The sequence below is a fragment of the Pseudomonas sp. RT4P38 genome (assembly GCF_054897765.1).
The window spans coordinates 5,646,895-5,671,180 of the sequence record NZ_CM142703.1 but is presented as its reverse complement, the minus strand read 5'-3'; the positions used below and the strand labels follow the sequence as shown (position 1 = coordinate 5,671,180).

Sequence of the window (24,286 nt, the reverse complement as noted above, 5' to 3'; positions counted from 1 at the left end):
AGCGACGGTGCGGCGATCCGACTTGCTCGCGAAGAGGGCTTAACGGCCGCCCATGATCGCGATGTAATCCTGGGTCCAGCGGCTGTACGGCACGAACTTGCCACCTTCAGCCTGCGGGGTTTTCCAGAAGGCGATTTTCTCGAACTGGTCGAAACCATTGGTCTTGCAGCCTTCGGCACCCAGCAATTCGCTCTCCTTGCACCCCGCCGGAACCGCCGGCAGCGAACCGAACCATGCCGCCAGGTCACCCTGGACTTTCGGCTGCAGCGACCAGTCCATCCACTTGTAGGCACAGTTGGGGTGCTTGGCTTCGGCGTGGAGCATGGTGGTGTCGGCCCAACCCGTTGCACCTTCTTTTGGAATGACCGAGGCAACCGGCTGCTTGTCCGCTACCAGGCCGTTGACCATGTAGCCCCAGGTGCTGGACGCCGCCACGCCTTCGTTTTTGACGTCACTCATCTGGACCGTTGCGTCATGCCAATAGCGGTGGATCAAGGGCTGTTGCTTGCGAAGCAGGTCGAGCGCCGCTTTGTATTGCGCTTCGTTGAGCTGGTACGGGTCCTTGATGCCCAGTTCCGGCTGTTTCGATTTGAGATAAAGCGCCGCATCGGCGATATAGATCGGGCCGTCGTAGGCCTGGACCCGACCCTTGTTGGACTTGCCGTCCGGCAGGGTCTGTTCTTCGAACACCACACTCCAGCTGTCCGGCGCTGTTTTGAAGATATTGGTGTTGTACATCAACACGTTCGGGCCCCATTGGTATGGGGTGCCGTAGGTTTGCTGATTGACGACGTACCAAGGCCCGTCCTTGAGACGAGGGTCAATGGTCTTCCAGTTCGGGATCAACGCCGTGTTGATCGGCTGCACACGCTTGCCGGCGATCAGTCGCAGGGACGCATCGCCAGACGCGGTCACCAGGTCGTAACCACCCTTGGTCATCAGGCTGACCATTTCATCGGAAGTGGCGGCGGTTTTCACATTGATCTTGCAGCCGGTTTCCTTCTCGAATCCGGTCACCCAGTCGTAGGCCTTGTCGCTTTCGCCACGTTCGATGTAGCCGGGCCAGGCCACGATATCCAGCTGACCTTCGCCGGCACCGACGGCTTTCAGCGGGTCGGCGGCCTGGACAATGAAGCCGCTGGCCAACAGTAAAGGGGTGATGGCACTGAGCAATGCGGTCTTGTGCACGAACATGGGAATTCCCTCTTATTTAATTATGGTCGGGGCAGTTGTGAACGTGGTGAAGCATGCCGTTAGCGGCTTGTTATTAGCGTAGTCAGAGATGCTGTCCGTGGCGCGCCATGATGTGCCGCACCACGCTGTAGTCCTGGAGCGAATCGCTGGATAAGTCTTTGCCGTAGCCCGAACGCTTCAGGCCGCCGTGGGGCATTTCGCTGACCAGCATGAAATGGCTATTGATCCAGGTGCAGCCGTACTGCAACCGCGCCGCGACCTGCATCGCCTTGTCCAGGTTCTGGGTCCAGACCGAGGAGGCGAGGCCGTATTCCGAGTCGTTGGCCCAGTCCACGGCTTGTTCGAGCTGATCGAAACGGGTCACGGTGACCACCGGCCCGAACACTTCGCGCTGGACGATCTCATCGGTCTGCTTGCAACCGGCCAGTAGCGTCGGCTGGTAATAGAAGCCGGCACCGGAATGCACCGCCGCGCCGGTCACTCGCTCTATGTGCGGCTGGCCGAGGGCACGCTCGACGAAACTGGCCACGCGGTCGCGCTGGCGGGTGCTGATCAGCGGGCCGATCTCGTTGTCGGCGTCACGTTTGCCGGCGAAACGCAGGCTGCTGACCGCCGCGCCAAGTTCGGCCACCAAGCGGTCATGAATCCCGGCCTGTGCATAAATTCGACACGCTGCGGTGCAATCCTGACCGGCGTTGTAATAGCCGTAAGTGCGCACGCCTTCGACCACGGCTTGAATGTCCGCATCGTTACAAACGATCACCGGCGCTTTGCCGCCGAGCTCAAGATGGGTGCGCTTCAGGGTTTTCGCGGCGGCTTGCAGGATTTTTTGCCCGGTGACGATATCGCCGGTCAGCGAGACCATGCGCACTTTAGGATGGCTGACCAAATGGCTGCCAACGCCTTCACCACCGCCGCAAACGATGTTGATCACGCCGCGCGGCAGGATCTCGGCCAGCGCTGGTGCCAGTGCCAGAATTGACAGCGGCGTGTGTTCCGAAGGCTTGAACACCAGCGTGTTGCCAGCGGCCAGGGCCGGAGCGATTTTCCACGCGGCCATCATGATCGGGTAGTTCCACGGCGCAATCGACGCGACCACACCAATCGGATCGCGACGGACCATGCTGGTGTAGCCCGGCAGGTATTCGCCGCTGAGCTGACCGGTCTGGCAGCGCACGGCGCCGGCGAAGAAGCGGAACACATCGACTGTGGCGCTCAAATCGTCCTGACGGGCCAGGTGCAATGGCTTGCCACAGTTCAGGGATTCGAGGCGGGCGAGCAGGTCGGCCTGTTTTTCGATGGCGTTGGCGATTTCCAGCAGCAGGTTCGAACGTTGTTGCGGGGTGGTCCTCGACCAACCGGCGAAGGCCCGGTGAGCGGCGAGGATCGCGGCTTCGACCTGCTCGGTGCTGGCTTCGGCAATGTGCGTCAGCACTTCACCGGTGGCCGGGTTGAGAATCGGTTCGACAAACCCCTGGCCCGCGACCAATTCGCCATCGATCAACAACGCGGTCAACAACGGGGTCTGCGCGCCAGCCATTTTTCGGGTTCTCTTTTCTTGTGTGGCCATGGTGCTCCCTGTGACTGGGGCCCGGCCGTCTTATAGATGTAGCAAGACTAGTGCGCAGGCCCGAGGTCGACAAATTCTAAATACTGAAGGTGGCATTCGATTAAATAGATGGCTTGCGCCCGCCGTGGGGTTGCTCGCGGGCGACGGTCAGGAACGGGTCTACCAGCGCCGGGCGCGCGGTGCCGCGACGCCAGGCCAGGCCGACGTCGAGGGTTTGGCTCAAGTCGGCAATCGGTCGCGCTTCGATGATGTCGCCCTCCAGTGACCACGGGCGGTAAGTCATGTCAGGCTGGATCGATACGCCTAATCCTGCGGCGACCAGGCTTCGCACGGCTTCCGTTGAGGCGGTTCTTAATGTGATGCGCGGTTGCAGCGAGGCCGCCGACCACATGCGTTGCGCATTGTGATCCATTTCATCGACGTTCAGCTGAATCAACGGTTCGCGGGCCACATCGGCGAGGTTGATGCTGTCGTGTTCCAGCAGCGGATGCTGGGCCGGCAGCCATAACCGATGGGGTGAGTGGGTCAACACTTCCGTCTGCAAGGCGTGGCGGTCTTCGAGGTTGGAGAGGATCAGCACGCCAACATCGATTTCACCGCTGACCAGCAAATGCTCGATATAAGGGCGCTCGTCCTCCATCACGCGGATCTCGACGTTGGGGTAAGCGCGCTGGAAACGGGTGAGCAAATCTGCCAGGTAGTAACCGGCCACCAGGCTGGTCACGCCAATGATCAACTGCCCGGCAACCTGATCGGTGCTCTGTTGCAAGCTGCGTTTGGCGTTGTCCACCGTCGCCAGAATCAGGTGCGCCTGGCGCAGGAATTGGTGGCCCTGGTGGGTCAGCGTCATGCCCTTGGCGTGACGATTGAACAGTCCAACGCCGATTTCCTGCTCCAGTTGCTGGATCGCCAGGGTCAGGGTGGACTGGGAAATGAACGCGGTTTGCGCGGCGGCGGAGATTGAGCCGGTCTCGGCCACGGCGATGAAATGACGGATTTGACGCAAGGTCATCATGGGGAAGTACCCAGTGGGCGGTTTTTATAGATTTTTCTGAGTGTATATCTTTTTTTCTGAATGGCTGCTGTCAGCTGAAGAACGCTGCGCAACATCTCGAAGCACTCTCGCTCCCGGACACTGGGCACTTTCGATCTAGGCTGATGGCCTTAAAGATCCGGTTAACCCGAATTCGTGGAGGCAGCAAATGAACACCCGTGGATTGCTCGATCAGCTACTCAAGTCCGGTCAGGACATGTTGCAGAACAAGGCCGGTGGCTCACAAAACAAGACCGCTGGCGGTGGCCTGGGCGGATTGCTCGGCGGCAGCGGTGGTTCGGGCGGCCTCGGCAGTTTGCTCTCAGGCGCGGGCGGCGGAGCGTTGGCGGCGGGTGCCATGGGTTTGCTGCTGGGCAGCAAGAAAGGGCGCAATGTCGGCGGTAAGGTCCTGACTTACGGTGGCCTCGCCGCATTGGGCGTGATTGCCTACAAGGCGTATGGCAACTGGCAGGCCCAGCAGGGCACTGCGCCGAAGACTGAACCGCAAACCATCGACCGCTTACCGGCGGCGCAAGTTGAACAGCATAGCCAGGCGATTCTCCAAGCGTTAGTGGCTGCGGCTAAAGCTGATGGTCATGTCGACGATCGCGAGCGTGCGCTGATTGAAGGTGAATTCACCAAGCTCGATAACGATCAGGAATTGCAGCACTGGCTGCACGCCGAACTCAACAAACCGCTGGACCCGGCCGACGTTGCCCGTGCTGCCAGTACGCCGGAAATGGCCGCTGAGATGTACATCGCCAGTGTGATGCTGGTGGATGAGGAGAGCTTCATGGAGAAGTCCTACCTCGATGAACTGGCGCGGCAACTGAAGCTTGAGCCGGGGTTGAAGGCTGAGTTGGAGAAGCAGGTGCGTCAGGCTTCTATTTAAGCGTTGTCCTAAAAAAATCGCAGGTTTCGCCAATGCCTACATTGACCGTAGGCACTGGCGGAGCCTGCGATTTTTATTGCATCACAACAGCGCGCTCCGAAACGACACAAGCCCATCGCCGCGCAGGTATTTCAGCGATTTGCACCGAGATGAGACGTGGTGCGCACCCGTCTTACAAATGAAACACCGCCCTCAGCTATACTCCGCAACATTTCAACTGCACCCCGAGGACTGACTGTGAAGAACTGGACGTTGCGCCAACGCATTTTGGCGAGCTTTGCGGTGATTATCGCCATCATGTTGCTAATGGTCGTCGTCTCGTATTCGCGGCTGTTGAAGATCGAGGTCAGCGAAGACAGCGTACGTGAAGACGCGCTTCCCGGGGTCTATTACAGTTCGATGATTCGTGGCGCTTGGGTCGACAGCTTCCTCCACATCGAGGAGATGCTGGGTCTGAAGGAAGGGCAGGGTATCAGTACCGAAGATGTCGCCGACCTCAAGAACTATGAGGCGCAAGTGCAGGAAGCGATCAACAACTATCGCGGCACTGTGACTACCGAAGAAGACAGAGTTGAGTTCGCGGTTTTCCAAAAAATCCATCAGGATTACGGCAAGATGCTGGCCGCGGTGTTCGACTTGCATCAGCGCAACCAGCGAGCCGACGCCATCAAGTTGTTCAACGAACAGCTGACCCCGACGTGGACCGCGGGGCGTCTGAAACTAAATGACATTCTTGCGTACAACAAAGCCAGGGCAGATCAGGCCATGGCGGACATCCATGACGCCGTGCTCACCGCTCAAGTCATCATGGGCATTTCCCTGCTGGTGGCGGTTTTGGCCGCTGGCCTCTGCGGCCTGTTGCTGATGCGCGCGATCATGGCGCCCATGAACCGTATCGTGCAGATCCTCGAAATCATGCGCACGGGTGATTTGAGCGGCCGCTTGAACCTTGCGCGCAAGGACGAATTTGGCGCCGTGGAAACCGGCTTCAACGACATGATGGCCGAGCTCACCTCGCTGGTGTCCCAGGCCCAACGCTCCTCGGTGCAGGTCACCACCTCGGTAACCGAGATCGCTGCCACTTCCAAGCAACAGCAGGCGACCGCCACCGAAACCGCCGCCACCACCACCGAAATCGGCGCGACGTCCCGTGAGATTGCCGCCACTTCGCGAGACCTCGTGCGCACGATGACTGAAGTGTCCACCGCTGCCGATCAGGCCTCGGTGCTCGCCGGCTCCGGGCAGCAAGGCTTGGCGCGTATGGAAGAGACCATGCATTCGGTGATGGGCGCGGCCGATCTGGTCAACGCCAAACTGGCGATCCTCAATGAGAAGGCCGGCAACATCAACCAGGTGGTGGTGACCATCGTCAAGGTCGCCGACCAGACCAATCTCCTGTCCCTCAATGCTGCCATCGAGGCCGAAAAAGCCGGTGAATACGGCCGCGGGTTTGCCGTGGTCGCCACCGAAGTGCGGCGTCTGGCAGACCAGACCGCCGTCGCCACTTACGACATCGAGCAGATGGTGCGCGAGATCCAGTCGGCGGTATCGGCCGGGGTCATGGGCATGGACAAGTTCTCCGAAGAGGTGCGCCGCGGCATGTCCGAGGTGCAGCAGGTCGGCGAGCAGTTGTCGCAGATCATTCATCAGGTTCAGGCGCTGGCGCCACGGGTGTTGATGGTCAACGAAGGCATGCAGGCCCAGGCCACGGGCGCCGAACAGATCAACCATGCGTTGGTGCAGTTGGGCGATGCCAGCAGCCAGACCGTCGAGTCTCTGCGCCAGGCCAGTTTCGCCATCGACGAGCTGAGCCAGGTGGCCGTAGGGCTGCGCAGCGGCGTTTCGCGATTCAAAGTCTGATGAGCGAACTCACGGCCAAACGCATCGCCGTGAAGCCGGCGCTGCAATCATTGTTTCTGGTGTTCCGCATCGGCAACGAGCGCTATGCCTTGCAGGCCATCGAGGTGGCGGAAGTGCTGCCGCGCCTGCCGTTGAAGCCGATTCCCCGCGCGCCGGACTGGGTCGTCGGGGTGTTCGCCTATCGCGGCGCGGTGGTGCCGGTGATCGACCTCAGTGCGCTGACCTTCGGCCAACCGGCCCAGGCCCGCACCAGCACACGCTTGGTGCTGGTCAATTACCGCCCGGATGAAACCGCTGAGGCGCAATTGCTTGGGCTGATTCTGGAACAGGCCACCGATACCTTGCGTTGCAACCCGGCGGATTTTCAGCCTTATGGCCTGGACAATCGCCAGGCGCCGTACCTCGGGCCGGTGCGCGAAGATGCTCAGGGTTTGCTGCAATGGGTGCGGGTCGCCGACTTGCTCGATGAGCAGGTTCGCGCGCTGCTGTTTCCGTCGACGCCACTGGACGTGGCGCTGTTTGAGGAGCGGCCATGAGCAGCGATCAGCGGTTTTTCGATTTCCTCAAAGAGCGCATCGGTCTCGACGTGACCTCGGTGGGACCGGCGATCATCGAGCGTGCGGTGCGTCAGCGCAGCACGGCGTCCAACGCGCTGACGGCCGATGAGTATTGGCACACCTTGCAGGGTTCGTGGGACGAGCAGCAGGCGCTGATCGAAGCGGTGATCGTTCCCGAGACTTGGTTTTTCCGTTACCCGGAATCTTTCGCCACCTTGGCGAAACTGGCTGCCAGGCGTCTGAGCGACATCAACAACATGCGCGCGCTGCGGATTCTCAGCCTGCCCTGTTCCACGGGTGAAGAACCGTATTCCATCGCCATGGCGTTGCTTGATGCCGGGTTGCAGCCGCACCAGTTCAAGGTCGAAGGCATGGACGTCAGCCCGTTGTCGGTGGAAAAAGCCCGGTGCGCACTGTACGGCAAGAATTCGTTCCGTGGTCAGGACATCGCGTTTCGCGAGCGGCATTTCACCGCCGAAGACGAGGGCTATCGCCTCTGCGGGCGAGTGCTTGAACAAGTGCGTTTGCAGGTCGGCAATCTGCTGGATCCGACGTTGCTGGCCAACGAGCCGCCTTATGACTTTGTGTTTTGCCGCAACCTGCTGATCTATTTCGATCAACCGACCCAGCAGCAAGTGTTCGAAGTGCTCAAGCGTCTGACCCATGTCGACGGCGTGCTGTTTATCGGCCCGGCCGAGGGCAGTTTGCTCGGCCGTTTCGGCATGCGTTCGATCGGCATCCCGCAGTCCTTTGCGTTCAGTCGTCAGAGCGCACCTGAGCCTGCGCCCCTTCCGACTTTCGTTCCGACGCCTCTGCCCGTGCGCCAACCGGTGCGCAGCGTGACGCCGCCGCCCGTTCGCAGTCGGCCCTTCGCAACGGTGACACCGTTACCTGCCGCGACGAAAACCGCCAACCCGGACGCCGCCGCGCTGCTGGCGAACATTGCCGCGCTGGCCAACGAAGGCAAAAGCGCCGAAGCCCGCGTCGCGTGCGAGAGCTATTTGCGCAGTCACGAGCCAGTAGCCCAGGTCTTTTACTGGCTGGGCTTGCTCAGCGATGTCGCCGGCAGAGTGCTGGAGGCCCAGGGTTTTTATCGCAAGGCGTTGTACCTCGAACCGCAACATCCCGACGCGTTGATGCACCTGGCGGCGTTGCTGCAATCGTTGGGCGACACGACGGGTGCCAGACGATTGCAGGACCGCGCCGCCCGCAGTGAACGCGCCGCTGACAGTGAGCGTAAACGATGAACGTCGCCGACACCTTTAGCCTCACCCATGTAGATGCCCAGGCCATCGACGACTGCTGGAACCGCATCGGTATCCATGGCGACAAGTCCTGCCCACTGCTGAGCGATCACATTCACTGCCGCAATTGCTCGGTGTATTCAGCCGCCGCGACGCGCTTGCTCGACCGCTACGCGTTGCAGCAGGAAGACCGCGGGCAAGTCTCCAGCGCGGTCAAGAGCGAGGTGAAAACCCGTTCGTTGTTGATGTTCCGTCTCGGCGAAGAATGGCTGGGCCTGGCCACCCGCAGCCTGGTGGAAGTGGCGCCGCTGCAAGCGATTCACTCCTTGCCGCACCAGCGCTCCCGGGCCTTGCTCGGCGTGGCGAATGTGCGCGGCGCTCTGGTGGCGTGCCTGTCGCTGGTGGAGCTGCTGGGGCTCGACGGCGCCAGCAGCGTGGCGTCTGGCGCGCGGGTCATGCCGCGGATGCTGATCATCGCCGCCCACGGCGGGCCGGTGGTGGTGCCGGTGGATGAAGTGGACGGGATTCACGCCATCGACGAACACCTCCTCGAGGCGGCGTCCCGCTCCGGCACTCAGGCCAGCGCCAAATACACCCGTGGCGTGTTGCAATTCAAAGGTCGCAGCCTGCGTTGGCTGGATGAAGAACAGCTGCTGTCCGCCGTGACCCGGAGCCTTACATGACCCCCGAGCAAATGCGCGACGCCTCTTTGCTGGAACTGTTCAGTCTGGAAGCCGAGGCCCAGACGCTGGTGCTGAGCGCAGGTCTTCTAGCGCTGGAGCGCGACCCGACCCAGGCCGATCACCTCGAATCGTGCATGCGCGCGGCGCATTCGCTCAAGGGCGCGGCGCGCATCGTCGGCGTCGATGCCGGGGTCAGCGTTGCGCATGTGATGGAAGATTGCCTGGTCAGTGCCCAGGAGGGGCGCCTGTACCTGCGACCCGAGCACATCGATGCCTTGTTGCAAGGCACCGATTTGTTGATGCGCATTGCGACGCCGGACAACAACCCTGAACTGGCGGAAATCGAGGCCTATGTGGCCTTGATGGCGCTGTTGCTTGATCCAATGGCGGCGCCTGCACCTGTCGCCCCAGTGATGGCGGAACTTCAGCTCGAACCACCGACGCTCAAGGTCGAGACGCCCATCCCGGTCGCCGAACTGCAATCCGCAGCGCCGCCGCGCAAGGCCAAACGCACCACCGAAAACGGCGAGCGGGTGCTGCGAGTCACGGCCGAACGCCTGAACAGCCTGCTCGATCTGTCGAGCAAATCCCTGGTGGAAACCCTGCGGCTCAAACCGCACCTGGCCACCATGCAGCGCCTCAAGCGCATGCAGAACAACGGCCTGCGGGCGCTGGAAAACCTCAATGTCCACCTCAAGGAACATGCCTTGAGCCTGGAGGCCCGGGAAGCCCTCGACGATGCCCGCCGATTGCTGGCTGAATCCCAGCAATTGTTGGTAGAGAAAAACGCCGAGCTGGATGAGTTCGCCTGGCAGGCCAGCCAACGGGCGCAAGTGTTGTACGACACCGCGCTGGCCTGCCGCATGCGGCCGTTTGCCGATGTGTTGACCGGGCAAGAGCGCATGGTCCGCGACCTCGGTCGCAGCCTCGGCAAACAGGTGAGACTGGAGATCGAGGGCGAGAAAACCCAGGTCGATCGCGACGTGCTGGAGAAGCTTGAAGCGCCGCTGACCCACCTGCTGCGCAATGCCGTGGATCACGGCATTGAATCGCCGGAGCTACGGCTATTGGCGGGCAAACCCGCTGAAGGCCTGATCCGTTTACGCGCATCCCATCAGGCCGGTCTGTTGGTGCTGGAGTTGAGCGATGACGGCAATGGCGTCGATTTGGAAAAGGTCCGCCGCAGCATCATCGAACGCCAATTGTCCCCGGCCGAAACCGCCGCGCAGTTGAGTGAAGAAGAGCTGCTGACCTTCCTCTTTCTACCGGGCTTCAGCTTGCGTGACACGGTCACCGAGGTCTCCGGGCGCGGCGTCGGTCTGGATGCGGTTCAGCACATGGTCCGCCAGTTGCACGGCGCGGTCGTGCTGGAGCAGGCGGCGGGCGAGGGCAGTCGTTTCCATCTCGAAGTGCCGCTGACCCTGTCGGTGGTGCGCAGTCTGGTGGTGGAAGTCGGTGACGAGGCGTATGCCTTCCCGCTGGCCCACATCGAACGGATGTGCGATCTGCAGCCGGCGGACATCGTCCAGGTCGAAGGCCGTCAGCATTTCTGGCACGAAGGCCGGCATGTCGGGCTGGTCGCGGCCAGTCAGCTGTTGCAGCGTCCGGCGAGCCAGAACAGTCAGCAAACCCTCAAAGTGGTAGTGATTCGCGAGCGCGAAGCGATTTACGGCGTGGCGGTCGAGCGTTTTATCGGCGAGCGGACGTTGGTCGTATTACCGCTGGACGAGCGTCTGGGTAAGGTGCAGGACATTTCCGCCGGGGCCTTGCTCGACGACGGTTCGGTGGTGTTGATCGTCGACGTCGAAGACATGCTGCGTTCGGTGGACAAACTGCTCAATACCGGGCGTCTTGAGCGCATTGCCCGTCAGGGTAGCCAGGCGGTTGAAGCCGCTCGCAAGCGGATTTTGGTGGTCGACGATTCGCTGACCGTGCGCGAGCTGCAACGCAAGTTGTTACTCAATCGCGGCTACGACGTGGCGGTGGCGGTGGACGGTATGGATGGCTGGAACGCCTTGCGTTCCGAGGATTTCGATCTGCTGATCACCGACATTGATATGCCTCGCATGGATGGCATCGAACTGGTGTCTTTATTGCGCCGGGACAATCGCCTGCAATCCCTTCCGGTTATGGTGGTGTCTTATAAGGATCGTGAAGAGGACCGTCGTCGTGGACTGGACGCTGGAGCCGATTATTATCTAGCCAAAGCCAGTTTTCATGACGACGCCCTGCTTGACGCGGTGGTTGAGCTCATTGGAGGAGCGCGGGCATGAAAATCGCAATCGTCAACGACATGCCCATGGCGGTGGAGGCCCTGCGCCGCGCCCTGACATTCGAGCCGGCGCACGAGGTGGTTTGGGTCGCCAGCAATGGGGCTGAGGCGGTGCAACGTTGTGCCGACAACACGCCAGACCTGATCCTGATGGACCTGATCATGCCGGTGATGGATGGCGTGGAGGCGACCCGGCGGATCATGGCCGAGACGCCGTGCGCGATCGTCATCGTCACGGTTGACCGTCAGCAGAACGTGCATCGGGTGTTCGAGGCCATGGGCCACGGCGCGCTGGATGTGGTGGATACGCCGGCTCTCGGCGCCGGCAATGCCCAAGAGGCAGCGGCGCCCCTGCTGCGAAAGATCCTGAACATTGGCTGGTTGATTGGTGGCAAGGGCAATCGGGAGCGATCGGCTCCGAGCCCGCTGCGCAGTTCGGCCTCGCGCCAGCGTCTGGTAGCGATCGGCTCATCGGCAGGTGGCCCGGCCGCGCTGGAAATATTGCTCAAGGGGCTGCCGCGAGATTTTTCGGCGGCCATCGTGCTGGTCCAGCATGTTGACCAGGTGTTCGCCGCCGGCATGGCCGAATGGCTCGGCAGCGCCAGCGGCCTGAACGTGCGCCTGGCCCAGGAAGGCGAGCCGCCGCAAAGCGGCACGGTGCTGCTGGCGGGTACCAACCACCATATTCGCTTGTTGAAAAACGGTTCGCTGGCCTACACCGCCGAACCGGTCAACGAGATCTACCGGCCCTCGATCGATGTGTTTTTCGAGAGCGTGGCCAATTACTGGAACGGCGATGCCGTGGGTGTTTTGCTCACCGGCATGGGACGCGATGGCGCGCAGGGGCTTAAACTCATGCGCCAACAGGGCTACCTGACCATCGCTCAGGATCAAAACAGCAGTGCGGTGTACGGAATGCCGAAGGCGGCAGCGGCCATCGATGCCGCGATGGAAATTCGCCCACTGGAAAAGATAGCGCCACGATTGCTGGAGATTTTCCCAAAATGAAGGTTTTTCACAGCAATCTGGCCCAAGTAGTACTTAGGTGACTGCCCATGAATGATTTACAGCTCGACGACTTCAAAACCGATGAAAACGCCGCCATGGTGTTGTTGGTGGACGATCAGGCGATGATCGGCGAGGCGGTGCGCCGCGGGTTGTCGAACGAACAAAATATCGACTTCCACTTCTGCGCCGACCCGCACCAGGCCATCGCCCAGGCGATCCGCATCAAGCCGACGGTGATCCTTCAGGATCTGGTAATGCCGGGTCTTGACGGCTTGAGCCTGGTGCGCGAGTACCGCAACCATCCGGCGACCAAGGACATCCCGATCATTGTCCTGTCGACCAAGGAAGACCCGCTGATCAAGAGCGCGGCGTTTGCGGCCGGGGCTAATGATTATCTGGTCAAACTGCCGGACAACATCGAACTGGTGGCGCGCATTCGCTACCACTCGCGCTCCTACATGACCTTGCTGCAGCGTGACGCGGCGTACCGCGCGTTGCGGGTCAGCCAGCAGCAGTTGCTCGACACCAATCTGGTGCTGCAACGCTTGATGAACTCCGACGGCCTGACCGGGCTGTCGAACCGCCGGCATTTCGACGAATACCTGGAGCTGGAGTGGCGCCGCTCGCTGCGTGACCAGACCCAACTGTCGCTGCTGATGATCGATGTCGACTACTTCAAGTCCTTCAACGACAGCTTCGGCCACCTTGAAGGCGATGAAGCCTTGCGCAAAGTGGCCACGGCGATTCGTGATGCCGGTGCGCGGCCTTCTGACCTGCCGGCCCGTTACGGCGGCGAAGAGTTTGTTCTGGTGCTGCCCAATACTTCGCCGGGCGGCGCGCGACTGGTCGCGGAAAAGCTCCGCCAGACCGTTGCGGCGCTGAAGATTCCGCACATTTTCCCGGCCGAAGGTTCGAGTTTGACCATCAGCATCGGCCTGTCGACCATGACCCCGCAACCGGGCGGCGATTGTCGTCAATTGATCTCGGCGGCGGACAAGGGGCTGTATCTGGCGAAGAACAATGGGCGTAATCAGGTGGGGATCGAATAACCCACAAACCCACCTCGCTCCGTAGCAGCTGTCGAGCCCCGCGAGGCAGCGTTCGGTGCGGGCCGCGTTCGGACGAAGCCGTCGTAAAACCATACAGCGCGGTCTTCCAGACAAACCGCGTGCGCAGGACTGGCGAGAACTTCGGTCGAGCGCGACCCCGGCTCGAACGCAGCCTCGCGGGCTTGGCAGCTGCAACAAGTGTTCCGCTTGATTGATAGCCGTCTCTTCCAACCGTCAATTCCGAAACGCCGTAATTCGCGGTTTTGCCACGCACAGCATTCACGTTGGAAATCGTGCTTCCTTAAACATTGAGGGCGGCAACCGTGGGTCTTTCATTCTTTCAATGCTGTAGTGCTCGCCTGTAGTAATTCACCGTAGAGTTTTCGCCGGCCTGATGACGAAATGTCCGATGTTCGATGGTCGCTAGCTGCTCCTTTCGCGCCTCGATAGCCTTGTGTTTCGCCTGTTCCTCACCGAACTTTTCCACGTTGAAGGACCGGGCAAGTTTTTTGCCATCACGGGTCGTCGTTTGCGCGATCCAGTAGGTATTCTTGCCGTTTGTCTGGCGTGAAATTCCCGCCAGGCCACTGGTGTTATTGGCGCGCAGCTTTTTACGGATAATGCAGCTCAGTGGTGGTGGGAAACGGAGCATCTGTTCATTGCGAAACTGCTCGGCAGCGGCACGCGCTGGATGCTCACCTCCATGGCTAATGAACGTAAATTCTTTGTGTACCTTGATGACGCCTTCCCGGTACAACGATACCCGCCAAGCCATTGCTCCCGACTTTTTGTGACGAACTCGGATGATTGCGTAGTCGTTAGCGCTTGCTGGCGCATCCGGGTTATCAGTGAACATCTGTGCCCCGTTCTCGGGTGGTGACTGATTAATCGACATACGTCACATATCTGGCCATCAAGTTCGGCCGTTCAAACGTGTCGATGCTGTCGACGCGTTGATGCATTTCATTTATGACCTGCTTGAACGTCGCATCGTCCATGTCGATCCAGTACCGCGGGTTGCGACCGGTGAGGCGGTCGTGTTCGGCGGTTGTCGGGTCGAGGTGGCGGTATTCCTCGTACTGGGGCAGGTCCGGTAAGGGGCGGCTGACGTCCATGTAGTTCTGGATGAAATCCCACAGGGCACACGCCTCTTGCGTGCCGGGGCCGGGGCAGAGCAGCGCGCCGAAGTTGATCATGATGTTGCGATAGCGATGGGCGAGGTAGAGCACGTTTATCGGCATGCCCTGACTGTCCGGGGAGGTGGCAATGTAGGCGTCGAACTCATAGAACTGCGCGGTGAGTTCGCCGATGGTGCCGTTCTTTTTGTATTCGCCGTTGTTTTTGTAGTCGAAGACCGTGACCAGGCCGGTACGGCGGTTGAGTTCCCAGATGGGGCCGCGGGAAGGTTTTATCCAGAGGCTGGGGAAGTGTTTGATGACTAATGAACCGATTGCCCAGCATAAAAGTGGTAGGCCGAGAAGCCAAGAGTAATACTCGATTGCTGAGCGTTTTGTTAGTTCCCAGAATGGCTCTGTTGTTGCTGAAGTCATCACGAAGTGACTTGGAATGCTAAATATGAAAAGTATGTAAAAGAACCACTTACCAAAAAACTTCATATATAGCCAGAAGTGGGAGCTTGCGGGGAGAAGTGCATACCTAAAGCGTTCGTGGTCATCCATTATGTGAAAATCAATAAGTTCGTATGGGCTCGGGGAATAGTTATCAGTGGCTATTTGTTCGTCGCGTTGTCTTTTAGCTTTTTCTTGATATCGAATGTCTTTTGGCGAGTAATCCTCCACAAAGCCCACCGGGCATACATCATCTGCATTGCCCCAAGGCAGTCTGGCCTTGGCAAAACGCATGATCCACGGGCGTTCGGTTGAACGTTCTTGCTGAGGTACCTCGCTCGCCCCATAGGCAGTCTCGGTGTAATGCGGTTCATTGGTCATTTGTTACTGTCTCGTGATTTATTTGTCATTTCGCCGGCCCAATGAGTTTTCTTAGCTCAATCGACATACGTCACATGTCTAGCCATCAAGTTCGGTCGCTCAAACGTGTCGATGGTGTCGACCCGTTGATGCATTTCAGTGATGGCGTGCTTGAACGTCGCATCGTCCATGTCGATCCAGTAACGCGGGTGGCGGCCGGTGAGGCGGTCGTGTTCGGCGGTGGTCGGGTCGAGGTGGCGGTATTCCTCGTATTGGGGCAAGTCCGGCAACGGGCGGCTGACGTCCATGTAGTTCTGGATGAAATCCCACAGGGCGCAGGCCTGTTGCGTGTCGGGGCCGGGGCAGAGCAGCGCGCCGAAGTTGATCATGATGTTGCGGTAGCGATGGGCGAGGTAGAGCACGTTTATCGGCATGCCCTGACTGTCCGGGGACGTGGCGATATAGGCGTCGAACTCGTAGAACGGCGCGGTGAGTTCGCCGATGGTGCCGTTCTTTTTATATTCACCGTTGTTTTTGTAGTCGAAGACAGTAACCAGGCCGGTGCGACGGTTGAGTTCCCAGATGGGGCCTCGGGAGGGTTTTATCCAGAGACTTGGGAAGAACTTAATTACTACTGTACCAGTCCCCCTGCACACTAAGGGAAGTCCCAGCAAAACAAAAAGAGTTTCGCTGTAGTCGTCTATGATATTGATCAATGGTTTTTTTGTATCTATAAGCTCGGCGGTTAATATGAAAAATGAGAGAGTCAGAAAAATTAGAAACAAAGTGCGTCCTACTCCTAGCATATAAATCCAGAAGTGGGAGCTTGCGGGAAGAAGGGCATACCGAAAGCGTTCGTGGTCATCCCTGATGTGAAAATCAATGTGTTCGAACGAACTCGGAGTATAGGTGTTTGTGGCTATTTGTTCTTCACGTTCTTTCTTGAACCCTTGATGGAGACGGAGTTTTTTTGGTGAGAATTTTTCGAGTATGCTTACAGCCGTTATGTCATCCGCATTGCCCCAAGGCAGTCTGGCCTTGGCAAAACGCATGATCCACGGACGTTTAGTTGAGCGTTCTTGCTGAGGTACCTCCCTCGCCCCATAGGCAGTTTCGGCGTACCACGATTCATTGGTCATGAATTACTGTTCCGTGATTTATTTGACACTTCGTCTGCCCAGTAAAGTGGACTTTCGCTGCCGAAAGCACGCCACGCATTTTTTCTCGCTCAGTCGACATACGTCACATATCTGGCCATCAGGTTCGGCCGCTCAAACGTGTCGATGGCGTCGACACGCTGATGCATCTCAGTGATGACTTGCTTGAACGTTGCATCGTCCATGTCGATCCAGAAACGCGGGTTGCGACCAGTGAGGCGGTCGTGTTCGGCGGTGGTGGGGTCGAGGTGGCGGTATTCCTCGTATTGCGGCAAGTCCGGCAACGGGCGGCTGACGTCCATGTAGTTCTGGATGAAATCCCACAGGGCACAGGCCTGTTGCGTGTCGGGGCCGGGGCAGAGCAGCGCGCCGAAGTTGATCATGATGTTGCGGTAGCGGTGGGCGAGGTAGAGCACGTTTATCGGCATGCCCTGACTGTCCGGGGACGTGGCGATGTAGGCGTCAAACTCATAGAACGGCGCGGTGAGTTCGCCGATGGTGCCGTTCTTTTTGTATTCGCCGTTGTTTTTGTAGTCGAAGACAGTGACCAGGCCGGTGCGGCGGTTGAGTTCCCAGATGGGGCCGCGGGAAGATTTTATCCAGAGGCTGGGGAAGTGTTTGATGACTAATGAACCGATTGCCCATGATAGGAGCGGTAAGCCGAGAACCCAAGAGTAGTACTCGAATATTGAACGTTTTGTTAGCTCCCAGAATGGTTCTGTTGTTGCTGACGTCATCACGAAGTGACTTGGGATGCTAATTATAAAAAATATGTAAAAGAAGCATTTTCCAAATAGCCTCATATATAGCCAGAAGTGGGAGCTTGCTGGAAGAAATGCATACCTGAAACGCTCGTGGTCATCCCTTATGTGAAAATCAATAAGTTCGTATGGGCTCGGAGAATAGGTCTCTTTGGCGATCTGCTCATCGCGTTCTCTCTTGGTTTTTTCTTGATATCGAAGGTCGTTTGGCGAGTAATCCTCTACAAAACTTACCGGGCATACATCATCTGCGTTACCCCACGGCAATCTGGCCTTGGCGAAACGCATGATCCATGACCGTTCAGATGAACGCTCTTGCTGAGGCACCTCGTTAGCCCCGTAGGCAGTCTGGGCGTACCACGATTTATCAGTCATTAGTTGCTGTTCCGCGATTTATTTGTCACTTCGTCTGCCCAGTAAAGCTCACCCTCGCTACCGAAGTTGGGTTTGTTATGGGTTGCCTCAAAGGACGTACCATCCTTGGGCGGTGGCGCAGGAAAGTGCCAACGTTGATTTTGTTGCTCCAGCACACACTGCGCTCTAATTTGCCATTGTTGTGAGATACCTGATGATCCTGCGACCAAATCGAAGGCGTAGTTCGGTGGGGTTTCGAAAAACAGTTCCAGGCCCTGTGGTAGCAGCCGTTGTGCTTTGGGCGATACAACTTGGCTGTTAATCAGTTTTTTGAACGGCACGGTTTCACTTTTGAGGCGCCCACCTCTGAGTTCGAACGTATTGAGTCGGAAGTGAGCATTGATATTGATCGCGCCCATGTGGGTAACCAACCCCGGCAAGTTGCTTTCGATGCGAATGAAAGTGTTGGACGAAATCACTTGATAAGGCGTCTTGGCGTGAACGTCATGTTTGGCATTGGGTACGAACTCTGGGTTGCTGCCTATATTGATGCGAATGTCGGCAAACAAACTGATCAGGTAGTAGAAACCGCGTTGCGGATCTAGCAGGTGCGTATTGTCTGGATGAACTTGAGTGCCGAACGGGCCATTGACCAGCCATTCTTCGATGGGTTTGTCGGTCAGCCACCAGTCCGGCACCGATCACGATCAATATTAGCGCTACCCAACCGCCCGGACCCAGTTCAAGAAAGGTGACGGTACTAATGACCAGATTGCTGAGAGCACTGATGGAACCACCCACGGCCATCATCAGATACCCCCACATGGCATCATCGCCCCATCTTTGGGCGTACCAAACGTCGTACAAACTAATGAAGGTAAAGACAGACCCTGAGGCTATTTGCGCAATAAGTCGCCCGGTAAATTTTCTGACTAAACGCTTGGCATAAGAACCGAAGATTTTTTTCGCGACCTCATCTGAAATAGTAAAAAGAACTTTACGACCCGCCGCTAAAATGGATTGGGTGCCGGCGAGTTTCAACGTAAGCATTTCCACCGCAATGGCCAAGTCCAAAACTGCACCAGCAAAGCCAGCACTTACACGAAATGAACCCTTCTCCCTCGTTACTTGCTCCCGCCCCTGCCACTCCATCCTTACATTCCAAATCTCCAACATCAAAACCCCAGCCGCAAACGGCAACGAGCCCAGCACCCGATAAACCCTACTGTTAGCCAACCCCGCATGCTCATCCACGCCCCGCTGCAACGCACCTTTCACTTTCGCGCTGTCAGCCCCCCGAGCCTCCACATCCTCTTTATGCACCGCATTAATCCGCCGATTCAGCGCACTAAGATTGCGCGCTGTCGGATGATCCACCGGCATCACCAGCAGTTTGTAGTTACCGCCGCGAGGAACGCTCGGGGCCTCGAAAACATCAGCAGCATTCCCGACCTTCAACACCCGTCCCTGAGCATCCAGATACTCCCCCATCACCCGCCGTGGCCGCTGATCCCCAGCCGGCACATCGGACAAACCAAAGAGGTAATAACGCTGCGGATCAGCATCACGGCGATTGATAAAGTGCATTTCACCAAAAGTCTTGGGCATCAGGCTGCGCAACAGCCCCACGCCAAGGCCATGCAGATAGGCGCTCGTGGGGGCATGGGTGGCTTGTGCCCCGGACGATTTGTTCACCGCACTGCTGGCCGTTTCAACGGCGCCCGCAAGGTTTTCATAAATGCTGACCAACGTCCCGACCGCCGCTTTTGATTGGCCGGTGAGCGTGCTGCTCAGGCTGCCGCTGGCCAGTAACCCTTCAAGCAAGTGCCCGTCGAGGTGTTCGACCTGCGGGTAATAAGGCCCCGGATCGCTTTCGAATACGGCAAGGTGTTCGGCGCGCAAACGACCATCGCCGTCGTTGCTGGTTTTCTCGGTGGACGGCAGATAAGGCGCAGCCAACGCGGCTTCATCAACGGCGAGCCAGAGCATCCCGTGCAGCGGATGCGCCAGGTCGTCGGCGATGTCGTTGAGCAATGTCTGGCCGACGCTGGCCTGCGGTCTGAAGAGACTCAACCCGGTCACCGCGTTGGTGACATCACCATTGCTCGCCAGCGGATCGAGTTGCGCGGGCACGGTAGCGAGGCTCGCGAAAATCTGGCTGACGGCAAACAGCGCGGCGAGGTAGTCAAAACTATCCAGACTCAAATGATCGGCCAGGGTCTGCTGCGTGACCGGTTGTTGCAGGCACTCGGCAAGCAGCGTCTGCGCCATGTTCAGTTGTTGCCAGAGCAGGGCACGTTCTGCGGTGGCGGTGAAGCGGTTGATGTCACGGCGGCCGGCCTCCTTCACTTTGTCGAAACAGGCATGCAGCGGGTTTTTCTGGCCGCCGAGGGCGGCCGGCACGATCAGTTGCTGGACCATTACAGCGCTGGCGTGGTGGGGGTGAAAACTGGCGCGTTCGGCATACAGCGTCAGCAGTTGCTGTTGCTGCTGGATCTGTGAAACCAGGTGCCGCAAGCGGTAGCGAGGGTCCTCCAGCAACACGCCGCACAAGCGCCGTTGCCGAGCCGCTTCCAGCACATCGACGACGGTGGGCTGGGGTTGCCAGAGATCCGCTTCATCGGCGGGTGGCGTTTTTCCATGCAAGTGGTCCAACAGTGTGGCGAGGCAATCGGCCCAGGCGCTGCTTTCGAATGTTTCAGGAAGCGAGGGTGTGGCGCCTTGCTCCCACTGATCAAGGCAGGCCTTGGCTTCGGTTTTGCGCTGCGCAGCGAATTGTCCCGAAAGGTCGCACACGTAACGCCCCGGATGCTCCAGCACATATTCGAAACCGCTTTGGCGTGCCCGTTGCGCGGCGACCAGGCTGACTGGGAAGGCCCGTTCGGAGAGGTTTCGCCAGGTGACACTGGCTTTCGTTGCGCTATCAGACGCTTGTGCATCCCACGCATTGAAGTGACTGAAGGCCTCCAGCATTGCCTGTCCATCGGGCTGCTGGTCGAAAAGTCGTTCGAAGGTGTGGCTGTCGCATTGCAACGCGGGGCTCTGACAGCGCTGGGCGCGCAACGCCGGGTCTTCCTCTAGGCGTTTGAGGCGTGCAGCGCTGAGCTGGATGTCGCTGAAACACAGTTGCACGGCTTCGGCAGCTTGATTATTCCAGGTGGCGGGGAGCCAGATTTCGTTTAGGTCAACGCCGCTCGCCTGTCGGTAATCGCCGCTGAATCCGTCACTCTGGCGATACGCCTGCAGGTCGATGTCGCGGTAAGTCGTGAGTTCGTCGTCCTGCTGCACTTCCAGTTCACGCCAGAGACGATCGCGGTAAAACACATAGACATAGCCGCTGCGGCACAGTAGCGGCGTGCCGAGGTCGTAGCGGCTGCGAGTCCCGGGCAGCGCGACGAAAGGCAGGATCGGTACGATCTGATTCCACTGGGCTTCCAGCTGACGCGGGGTTACACGTACGTCATCCAGCAACGGCAGGCGAATGGGCGGCCCTTGGGTGGTGGCAATTTCAAGCCACAACTGGTGCTTGAGCTGTGCGGACCAATCCCACACAAACAGCTCGCTATGGACGCTGGTGGAACGCTCTGTTTCGCACACCACCTCATCGGTCAGGGCCTGGAGTTGTTCGAGGCCCGACTGATCGAAAATCACCAGTCGCTGGTTTTTCGAATGGGCAGTGCCAATGACTTGAACAATCAGCTTGTCGGGCTCGCAGCAGGGGCCGTCGGTCAGTCGCCCGAGGCGCTTCATGACTGAACCTTCGTGCAGTGGACGCTCAGGAAGTCGCTGATGGCGTCAGAGCGGTCGATGCCTTGGGTCAGCGCTTGTTCCATCAATTCAGTGGCGTGGACAAACGAGTGCTGTGGATGTTGCTGCCACCAGTCATAGAGAAACTGTTCGTTGCGCTGGCGAGTCAGGGCGTCTTCCTGTGCGGCACTCAGGGACAAAACCCCGTGTGTGCGTTCAATGCTCCAGTCCGTCGCATGGAGGTTGTCTAGCTGGTTCCAGCTGGCCTCGCCTGCCGCCTTGACGACCCACGTCGCACCGAACCAGCGCAGACGATTGATCGGGCCCAGCCACAGGCCGAGGTCTTGCGCCGTACAAGCGCCAAAAAAATAGCTGGCGACGGTCGGGTTACTGTAGCGCAGGACGCCTTTGCGTTGTTGGTCGAATTTGACGATCAGCATCTGTCGCAAATGAGCGAGTACAGAGGGTGCGTCACAGGTACTTTCGATCAGCAGCCCTGGCCATTGAGCCGGGTTTTGCTCGATCGCCTGATTGAGCGTTGGCTGGTTGTTTAGTCTAACCAACAGGGGGCTTTGCTCGGCGAAGCTGCTTAATTGAGTGTCGGCGAACAGCATTTGGGTGTCGGGATGGGGCGCGAGGCTGTACAGCGTTTTGAGCTGCGCGGCGGGTCGCTCCAACAGAATCCAGGTGTTCATGAGCGATCTCCATAGCCCAAGGCTTTACGGCACTGGCAGTCGCTCAGCGGGCAGTCCATGGGCGTACCACCCCTGGGCATCTGGCAGAGTTCAATCAATGCTTCGTCGCCAAGTAGTTGTTTGAGTAGCGCGGTTGAAACCGTTTCGGGTAGCGGTGGTTCGGTCGTGTCGAGACTGATCGGAGCGGCGGCCATCAGGGGCATCGGTGCGCCACCGACCTGAATCGGTACGCTACTGAAAACCCCTGTCGAATTGATCGTGATCCAGGCGCCATTGACCTGAAGGGTGACGCTGGCGCCGCCGTCGATGACGACGTTCTGGCCAGCACCCATGTGCACTTGCTGTTGAGCGCTCAACCGATGGTTGGTGGCGCGAACATGGCGGTCGCCATGCACCGTCAGGTGGTCGTCTTGCCTGATTTCCGTCAGTCGGTTGCCGTGGGTGATGTGCTGTTCTTCGGCGCGCAGTTCATGACTGGCGTTACCGCCAACCACGATGCTGCGCTGGTTGTCGACTTGCACCCGCTCGTCGTTCAGCACGTGTTGTACGTAATCGCGCTGGGCGCGGATGGATATTTCTTCGGCTCCCGTGCGATCTTCGATGCGCAGTTCGTTGAAGCCTCCGCCGCCGGGGCTGCTTTGGGTCTTGAAGGTGCTGCGGGTTTTCTCGGCGGGGAGATCGAGCGGAGGGCGATTGGCACCATTGGGCAGGCAGGCGACGATTAACGGTTTGTCCGGGTCGCCTTGATAGAAGCCGACGATCACTTCCATGCCGACGCGGGGTAGCAGCACGCTGCCGTAACGGTCGTGAGCCCAGCTGCTGGCGACTCGTACCCAGCAACTGGAGTGATCATTGTGGTCGCCGTCGCGGTCCCAGGGAAACTGAATACGTACACGACCGTATTCGTCGCAATGGATTTCTTCGCCGGACGGGCCGCAGACCACTGCATGCTGATACCCATTGATCGTGGCTTTGGGGTGATCGAGCGCGGGTCTGAAGGGCACGCCCCACGGTGTGGCGAGAAAAAAGTTGCGGTAGCCGTGAGAAAACTCGCCGCTTGTGGCAAGGGTGATCGGCTCTTGCAGCACTTGCGGTTGTTTGCCGGCATGGATGACTTCGGTCAGCAGCCATAAGTCATTCCATTCCTGGCGCGGGTGACCGGTCAGGGGCAGGAAATGACCACTGAGCAGCATCGGCTGATCACTGCGTCCAGTGGCTTGTCGATAATCGCTGCGGTGCCGTTCAAGTGCTCGTCGAGCGCGGTGTTTTCCGTGTTCGCGGTCGGTGAAATGACCGGGAAATCCGTAGTCTTCGAGTCGCAGCGGCGAAGGATCTTTCGCGGCACTCTCCAATTGCAGCAAAGGCTTCTCGAAGTCGTAGTCGCGGCGGGTCACGCCAGTGGGGCGGGTTTCCAGCGCTAGGGTGAAGGCATTGATTGCCGGCTCATCGGGGACCAGTCCGCTGTCTTGCAGGTAAGCGGTGGGGCGGTGGAGTCTGGGGAATGCCGTTTGATCATCGCCGAACACCAGCACATGCCTCTCGCGGCTGTGCTCAAAGTGGTAATGCAGGCCTTCTTCTTCGCAAAGTCGCTGCAGGAAATGGAGACAACTCTCGCCGTACTGGACGCAATAGTCCCGTGGGCGGTAATCCGTGCCGAGGGCAAAGCGGTAGGAATCGCCGAGGATTCCTTGGGCTTCCAGTACCTCGGCGATGATCTTCGGCACGCTCAGTTTCTGGAATATTTTGTGGTCGAAACGGTGACCCAGATAGGCGAGGCGCGGCATCAGACTGAGCTGATAGTGGGTCTGGCGCTTGCCTGAATCGCCCTGGCCGACGCTATAAACCTGACCGTGAACTCCGGCGCCGTGGCGATCAAAGCCGAGGAATGCCGGGCGATGCAGAAGGCTTTTCAGATCCAGGTCGGGACGTTCGCTGACCAGTTTCAGATCGAAGCGGAAGGGTTGACTGATGGCTTCCTTGCCGGTGAACTCAAGGACTTGCAGGTCGTCGGTAAAATCCTCGATGTCCAGGAGGAAAGCGGCTTGGTTGGCAGGGCGGAACATCACACATCCCTTGTGCTGATTTAGAAGGGCGGGACTGTGAATGAGTGAATGCAGGTTTGATGCAGGGCAAGTCTGTTTCTGTTGTAGGAAGAGTACTTTTGCTGGTTGGGATTTTTCTTAGCGAAGGTTTCCTTCATTTGAGGCTGTCAAAACGGAATTGGACGGCATTCAGTCCGCCAGGCGGGCTGCCGTGACAGCCTGATTACGTTATACTCGCCG

The 24,286-nt window shown here is 58.8% G+C and carries 19 protein-coding genes; 8 read left to right on the top strand and 11 right to left on the bottom strand.

Annotated elements, in window-relative coordinates; all coding sequences use genetic code 11:
- Positions 1 to 39 precede the first annotated feature (39 nt).
- From ydcS to ACYZT7_RS26320, 3 genes are all read right to left on the bottom strand, one after another.
- Positions 40 to 1,194 carry a putative ABC transporter substrate-binding protein YdcS gene (gene ydcS, locus ACYZT7_RS26330; RefSeq protein WP_462038808.1) on the bottom strand — a complete coding sequence of 385 codons (1,155 nt, stop codon included), beginning with the start codon at positions 1,192 to 1,194 and terminating at the stop codon, positions 40 to 42.
- 82 nt (positions 1,195 to 1,276) lie between these two features.
- Positions 1,277 to 2,764 (bottom strand): gamma-aminobutyraldehyde dehydrogenase, encoded by a 1,488-nt coding sequence (locus tag ACYZT7_RS26325; RefSeq protein WP_462038807.1) that lies wholly within the window; start codon positions 2,762 to 2,764, stop codon positions 1,277 to 1,279.
- A 100-nt stretch (positions 2,765 to 2,864) separates the two neighbouring features.
- Positions 2,865 to 3,779, bottom strand: a complete 915-nt coding sequence (locus ACYZT7_RS26320; protein ID WP_462038806.1) for a LysR family transcriptional regulator — start codon at positions 3,777 to 3,779, stop codon at positions 2,865 to 2,867.
- A 187-nt stretch (positions 3,780 to 3,966) separates the two neighbouring features.
- On the opposite strand from ACYZT7_RS26320, the gene ACYZT7_RS26315 reads away from it, so the two are divergent.
- From ACYZT7_RS26315 to ACYZT7_RS26280, 8 genes are all read left to right on the top strand, one after another.
- Entirely contained in the window at positions 3,967 to 4,689 is a 723-nt protein-coding gene (locus ACYZT7_RS26315) for a tellurite resistance TerB family protein (RefSeq protein ID WP_461974008.1), read from the top strand.
- Positions 4,690 to 4,926: 237 nt separating this feature from the next.
- Complete coding sequence (locus ACYZT7_RS26310) at positions 4,927 to 6,549, top strand: methyl-accepting chemotaxis protein (protein ID WP_462038805.1); 1,623 nt, start codon at positions 4,927 to 4,929, stop codon at positions 6,547 to 6,549.
- Positions 6,549 to 7,085: a chemotaxis protein CheW gene (locus ACYZT7_RS26305; RefSeq protein ID WP_462038804.1), complete on the top strand. Its 537-nt coding sequence runs from the start codon at positions 6,549 to 6,551 to the stop codon at positions 7,083 to 7,085. The genes ACYZT7_RS26310 and ACYZT7_RS26305 overlap by 1 nt, the downstream gene beginning before the upstream one ends.
- Positions 7,082 to 8,353, top strand: a complete 1,272-nt coding sequence (locus ACYZT7_RS26300) for a CheR family methyltransferase (RefSeq protein ID WP_462038803.1) — start codon at positions 7,082 to 7,084, stop codon at positions 8,351 to 8,353. The genes ACYZT7_RS26305 and ACYZT7_RS26300 overlap by 4 nt, the downstream gene beginning before the upstream one ends.
- Positions 8,350 to 9,033: a chemotaxis protein CheW gene (locus tag ACYZT7_RS26295; RefSeq protein WP_462038802.1), complete on the top strand. Its 684-nt coding sequence runs from the start codon at positions 8,350 to 8,352 to the stop codon at positions 9,031 to 9,033. Before ACYZT7_RS26300 ends, ACYZT7_RS26295 begins: the two co-directional genes overlap by 4 nt.
- Positions 9,030 to 11,306, top strand: a complete 2,277-nt coding sequence (locus tag ACYZT7_RS26290) for a response regulator (protein WP_462038801.1) — start codon at positions 9,030 to 9,032, stop codon at positions 11,304 to 11,306. The genes ACYZT7_RS26295 and ACYZT7_RS26290 overlap by 4 nt, the downstream gene beginning before the upstream one ends.
- Positions 11,303 to 12,313 (top strand): chemotaxis-specific protein-glutamate methyltransferase CheB, encoded by a 1,011-nt coding sequence (gene cheB / locus ACYZT7_RS26285; RefSeq protein ID WP_462038800.1) that lies wholly within the window; start codon positions 11,303 to 11,305, stop codon positions 12,311 to 12,313. Before ACYZT7_RS26290 ends, cheB begins: the two co-directional genes overlap by 4 nt.
- Positions 12,314 to 12,360: 47 nt before the next feature.
- The gene (locus ACYZT7_RS26280; protein WP_462038799.1) at positions 12,361 to 13,362 is read left to right on the top strand and encodes a diguanylate cyclase domain-containing protein; all 1,002 of its coding nucleotides are present in this window, start codon (positions 12,361 to 12,363) and stop codon (positions 13,360 to 13,362) included.
- A 340-nt stretch (positions 13,363 to 13,702) separates the two neighbouring features.
- Here the strand turns inward: ACYZT7_RS26280 and ACYZT7_RS26275 are convergent, their stop codons facing one another.
- From ACYZT7_RS26275 to ACYZT7_RS26240, 8 genes are all read right to left on the bottom strand, one after another.
- The gene (locus tag ACYZT7_RS26275) at positions 13,703 to 14,218 is read right to left on the bottom strand and encodes an AP2/ERF family transcription factor (protein WP_462038798.1); all 516 of its coding nucleotides are present in this window, start codon (positions 14,216 to 14,218) and stop codon (positions 13,703 to 13,705) included.
- Positions 14,219 to 14,246: 28 nt separating this feature from the next.
- The gene (locus ACYZT7_RS26270; RefSeq protein WP_462038797.1) at positions 14,247 to 15,311 is read right to left on the bottom strand and encodes a hypothetical protein; all 1,065 of its coding nucleotides are present in this window, start codon (positions 15,309 to 15,311) and stop codon (positions 14,247 to 14,249) included.
- 56 nt (positions 15,312 to 15,367) lie between these two features.
- Positions 15,368 to 16,429 (bottom strand): hypothetical protein, encoded by a 1,062-nt coding sequence (locus ACYZT7_RS26265; protein WP_462038796.1) that lies wholly within the window; start codon positions 16,427 to 16,429, stop codon positions 15,368 to 15,370.
- Positions 16,430 to 16,518: 89 nt separating this feature from the next.
- The gene (locus ACYZT7_RS26260; protein WP_462038795.1) at positions 16,519 to 17,583 is read right to left on the bottom strand and encodes a hypothetical protein; all 1,065 of its coding nucleotides are present in this window, start codon (positions 17,581 to 17,583) and stop codon (positions 16,519 to 16,521) included.
- Entirely contained in the window at positions 17,583 to 17,981 is a 399-nt protein-coding gene (locus tag ACYZT7_RS26255) for a hypothetical protein (protein WP_462038794.1), read from the bottom strand. Before ACYZT7_RS26255 ends, ACYZT7_RS26260 begins: the two co-directional genes overlap by 1 nt.
- Before the next feature lie 85 nt (positions 17,982 to 18,066).
- A complete protein-coding gene (locus tag ACYZT7_RS26250; RefSeq protein ID WP_462038793.1) occupies positions 18,067 to 21,312 on the bottom strand; it encodes a toxin VasX in 3,246 nt (1,081 codons plus the stop codon).
- Positions 21,309 to 22,004, bottom strand: a complete 696-nt coding sequence (locus ACYZT7_RS26245; RefSeq protein WP_462038792.1) for a DUF4123 domain-containing protein — start codon at positions 22,002 to 22,004, stop codon at positions 21,309 to 21,311. The genes ACYZT7_RS26250 and ACYZT7_RS26245 overlap by 4 nt, the downstream gene beginning before the upstream one ends.
- The gene (locus ACYZT7_RS26240; protein WP_462038791.1) at positions 22,001 to 24,067 is read right to left on the bottom strand and encodes a type VI secretion system Vgr family protein; all 2,067 of its coding nucleotides are present in this window, start codon (positions 24,065 to 24,067) and stop codon (positions 22,001 to 22,003) included. Before ACYZT7_RS26240 ends, ACYZT7_RS26245 begins: the two co-directional genes overlap by 4 nt.
- Between the last annotated feature and the right edge of the window lie 219 nt (positions 24,068 to 24,286).

What these genes read in the sequence shown, in the direction of transcription:
- ACYZT7_RS26280 (WP_462038799.1), top strand. Translation starts at nt 12,361, where the DNA reads ATGAATGATTTACAGCTCGACGACTTCAAAACCGATGAAAACGCCGCC.
- ACYZT7_RS26320 (WP_462038806.1), bottom strand. Translation starts at nt 3,779, where the DNA reads ATGATGACCTTGCGTCAAATCCGTCATTTCATCGCCGTGGCCGAGACC.
- ACYZT7_RS26255 (WP_462038794.1), bottom strand. Translation starts at nt 17,981, where the DNA reads ATGGGCGCGATCAATATCAATGCTCACTTCCGACTCAATACGTTCGAA.
- ACYZT7_RS26240 (WP_462038791.1), bottom strand. Translation starts at nt 24,067, where the DNA reads ATGTTCCGCCCTGCCAACCAAGCCGCTTTCCTCCTGGACATCGAGGAT.
- ACYZT7_RS26295 (WP_462038802.1), top strand. Translation starts at nt 8,350, where the DNA reads ATGAACGTCGCCGACACCTTTAGCCTCACCCATGTAGATGCCCAGGCC.
- ACYZT7_RS26315 (WP_461974008.1), top strand. Translation starts at nt 3,967, where the DNA reads ATGAACACCCGTGGATTGCTCGATCAGCTACTCAAGTCCGGTCAGGAC.
- ACYZT7_RS26275 (WP_462038798.1), bottom strand. Translation starts at nt 14,218, where the DNA reads ATGTTCACTGATAACCCGGATGCGCCAGCAAGCGCTAACGACTACGCA.
- ACYZT7_RS26265 (WP_462038796.1), bottom strand. Translation starts at nt 16,429, where the DNA reads ATGACCAATGAATCGTGGTACGCCGAAACTGCCTATGGGGCGAGGGAG.
- ACYZT7_RS26290 (WP_462038801.1), top strand. Translation starts at nt 9,030, where the DNA reads ATGACCCCCGAGCAAATGCGCGACGCCTCTTTGCTGGAACTGTTCAGT.
- ACYZT7_RS26250 (WP_462038793.1), bottom strand. Translation starts at nt 21,312, where the DNA reads ATGAAGCGCCTCGGGCGACTGACCGACGGCCCCTGCTGCGAGCCCGAC.
- cheB (WP_462038800.1), top strand. Translation starts at nt 11,303, where the DNA reads ATGAAAATCGCAATCGTCAACGACATGCCCATGGCGGTGGAGGCCCTG.
- ACYZT7_RS26305 (WP_462038804.1), top strand. Translation starts at nt 6,549, where the DNA reads ATGAGCGAACTCACGGCCAAACGCATCGCCGTGAAGCCGGCGCTGCAA.
- ACYZT7_RS26270 (WP_462038797.1), bottom strand. Translation starts at nt 15,311, where the DNA reads ATGACCAATGAACCGCATTACACCGAGACTGCCTATGGGGCGAGCGAG.
- ACYZT7_RS26245 (WP_462038792.1), bottom strand. Translation starts at nt 22,004, where the DNA reads ATGAACACCTGGATTCTGTTGGAGCGACCCGCCGCGCAGCTCAAAACG.
- ACYZT7_RS26260 (WP_462038795.1), bottom strand. Translation starts at nt 17,583, where the DNA reads ATGACTGATAAATCGTGGTACGCCCAGACTGCCTACGGGGCTAACGAG.
- ydcS (WP_462038808.1), bottom strand. Translation starts at nt 1,194, where the DNA reads ATGTTCGTGCACAAGACCGCATTGCTCAGTGCCATCACCCCTTTACTG.
- ACYZT7_RS26325 (WP_462038807.1), bottom strand. Translation starts at nt 2,764, where the DNA reads ATGGCCACACAAGAAAAGAGAACCCGAAAAATGGCTGGCGCGCAGACC.
- ACYZT7_RS26300 (WP_462038803.1), top strand. Translation starts at nt 7,082, where the DNA reads ATGAGCAGCGATCAGCGGTTTTTCGATTTCCTCAAAGAGCGCATCGGT.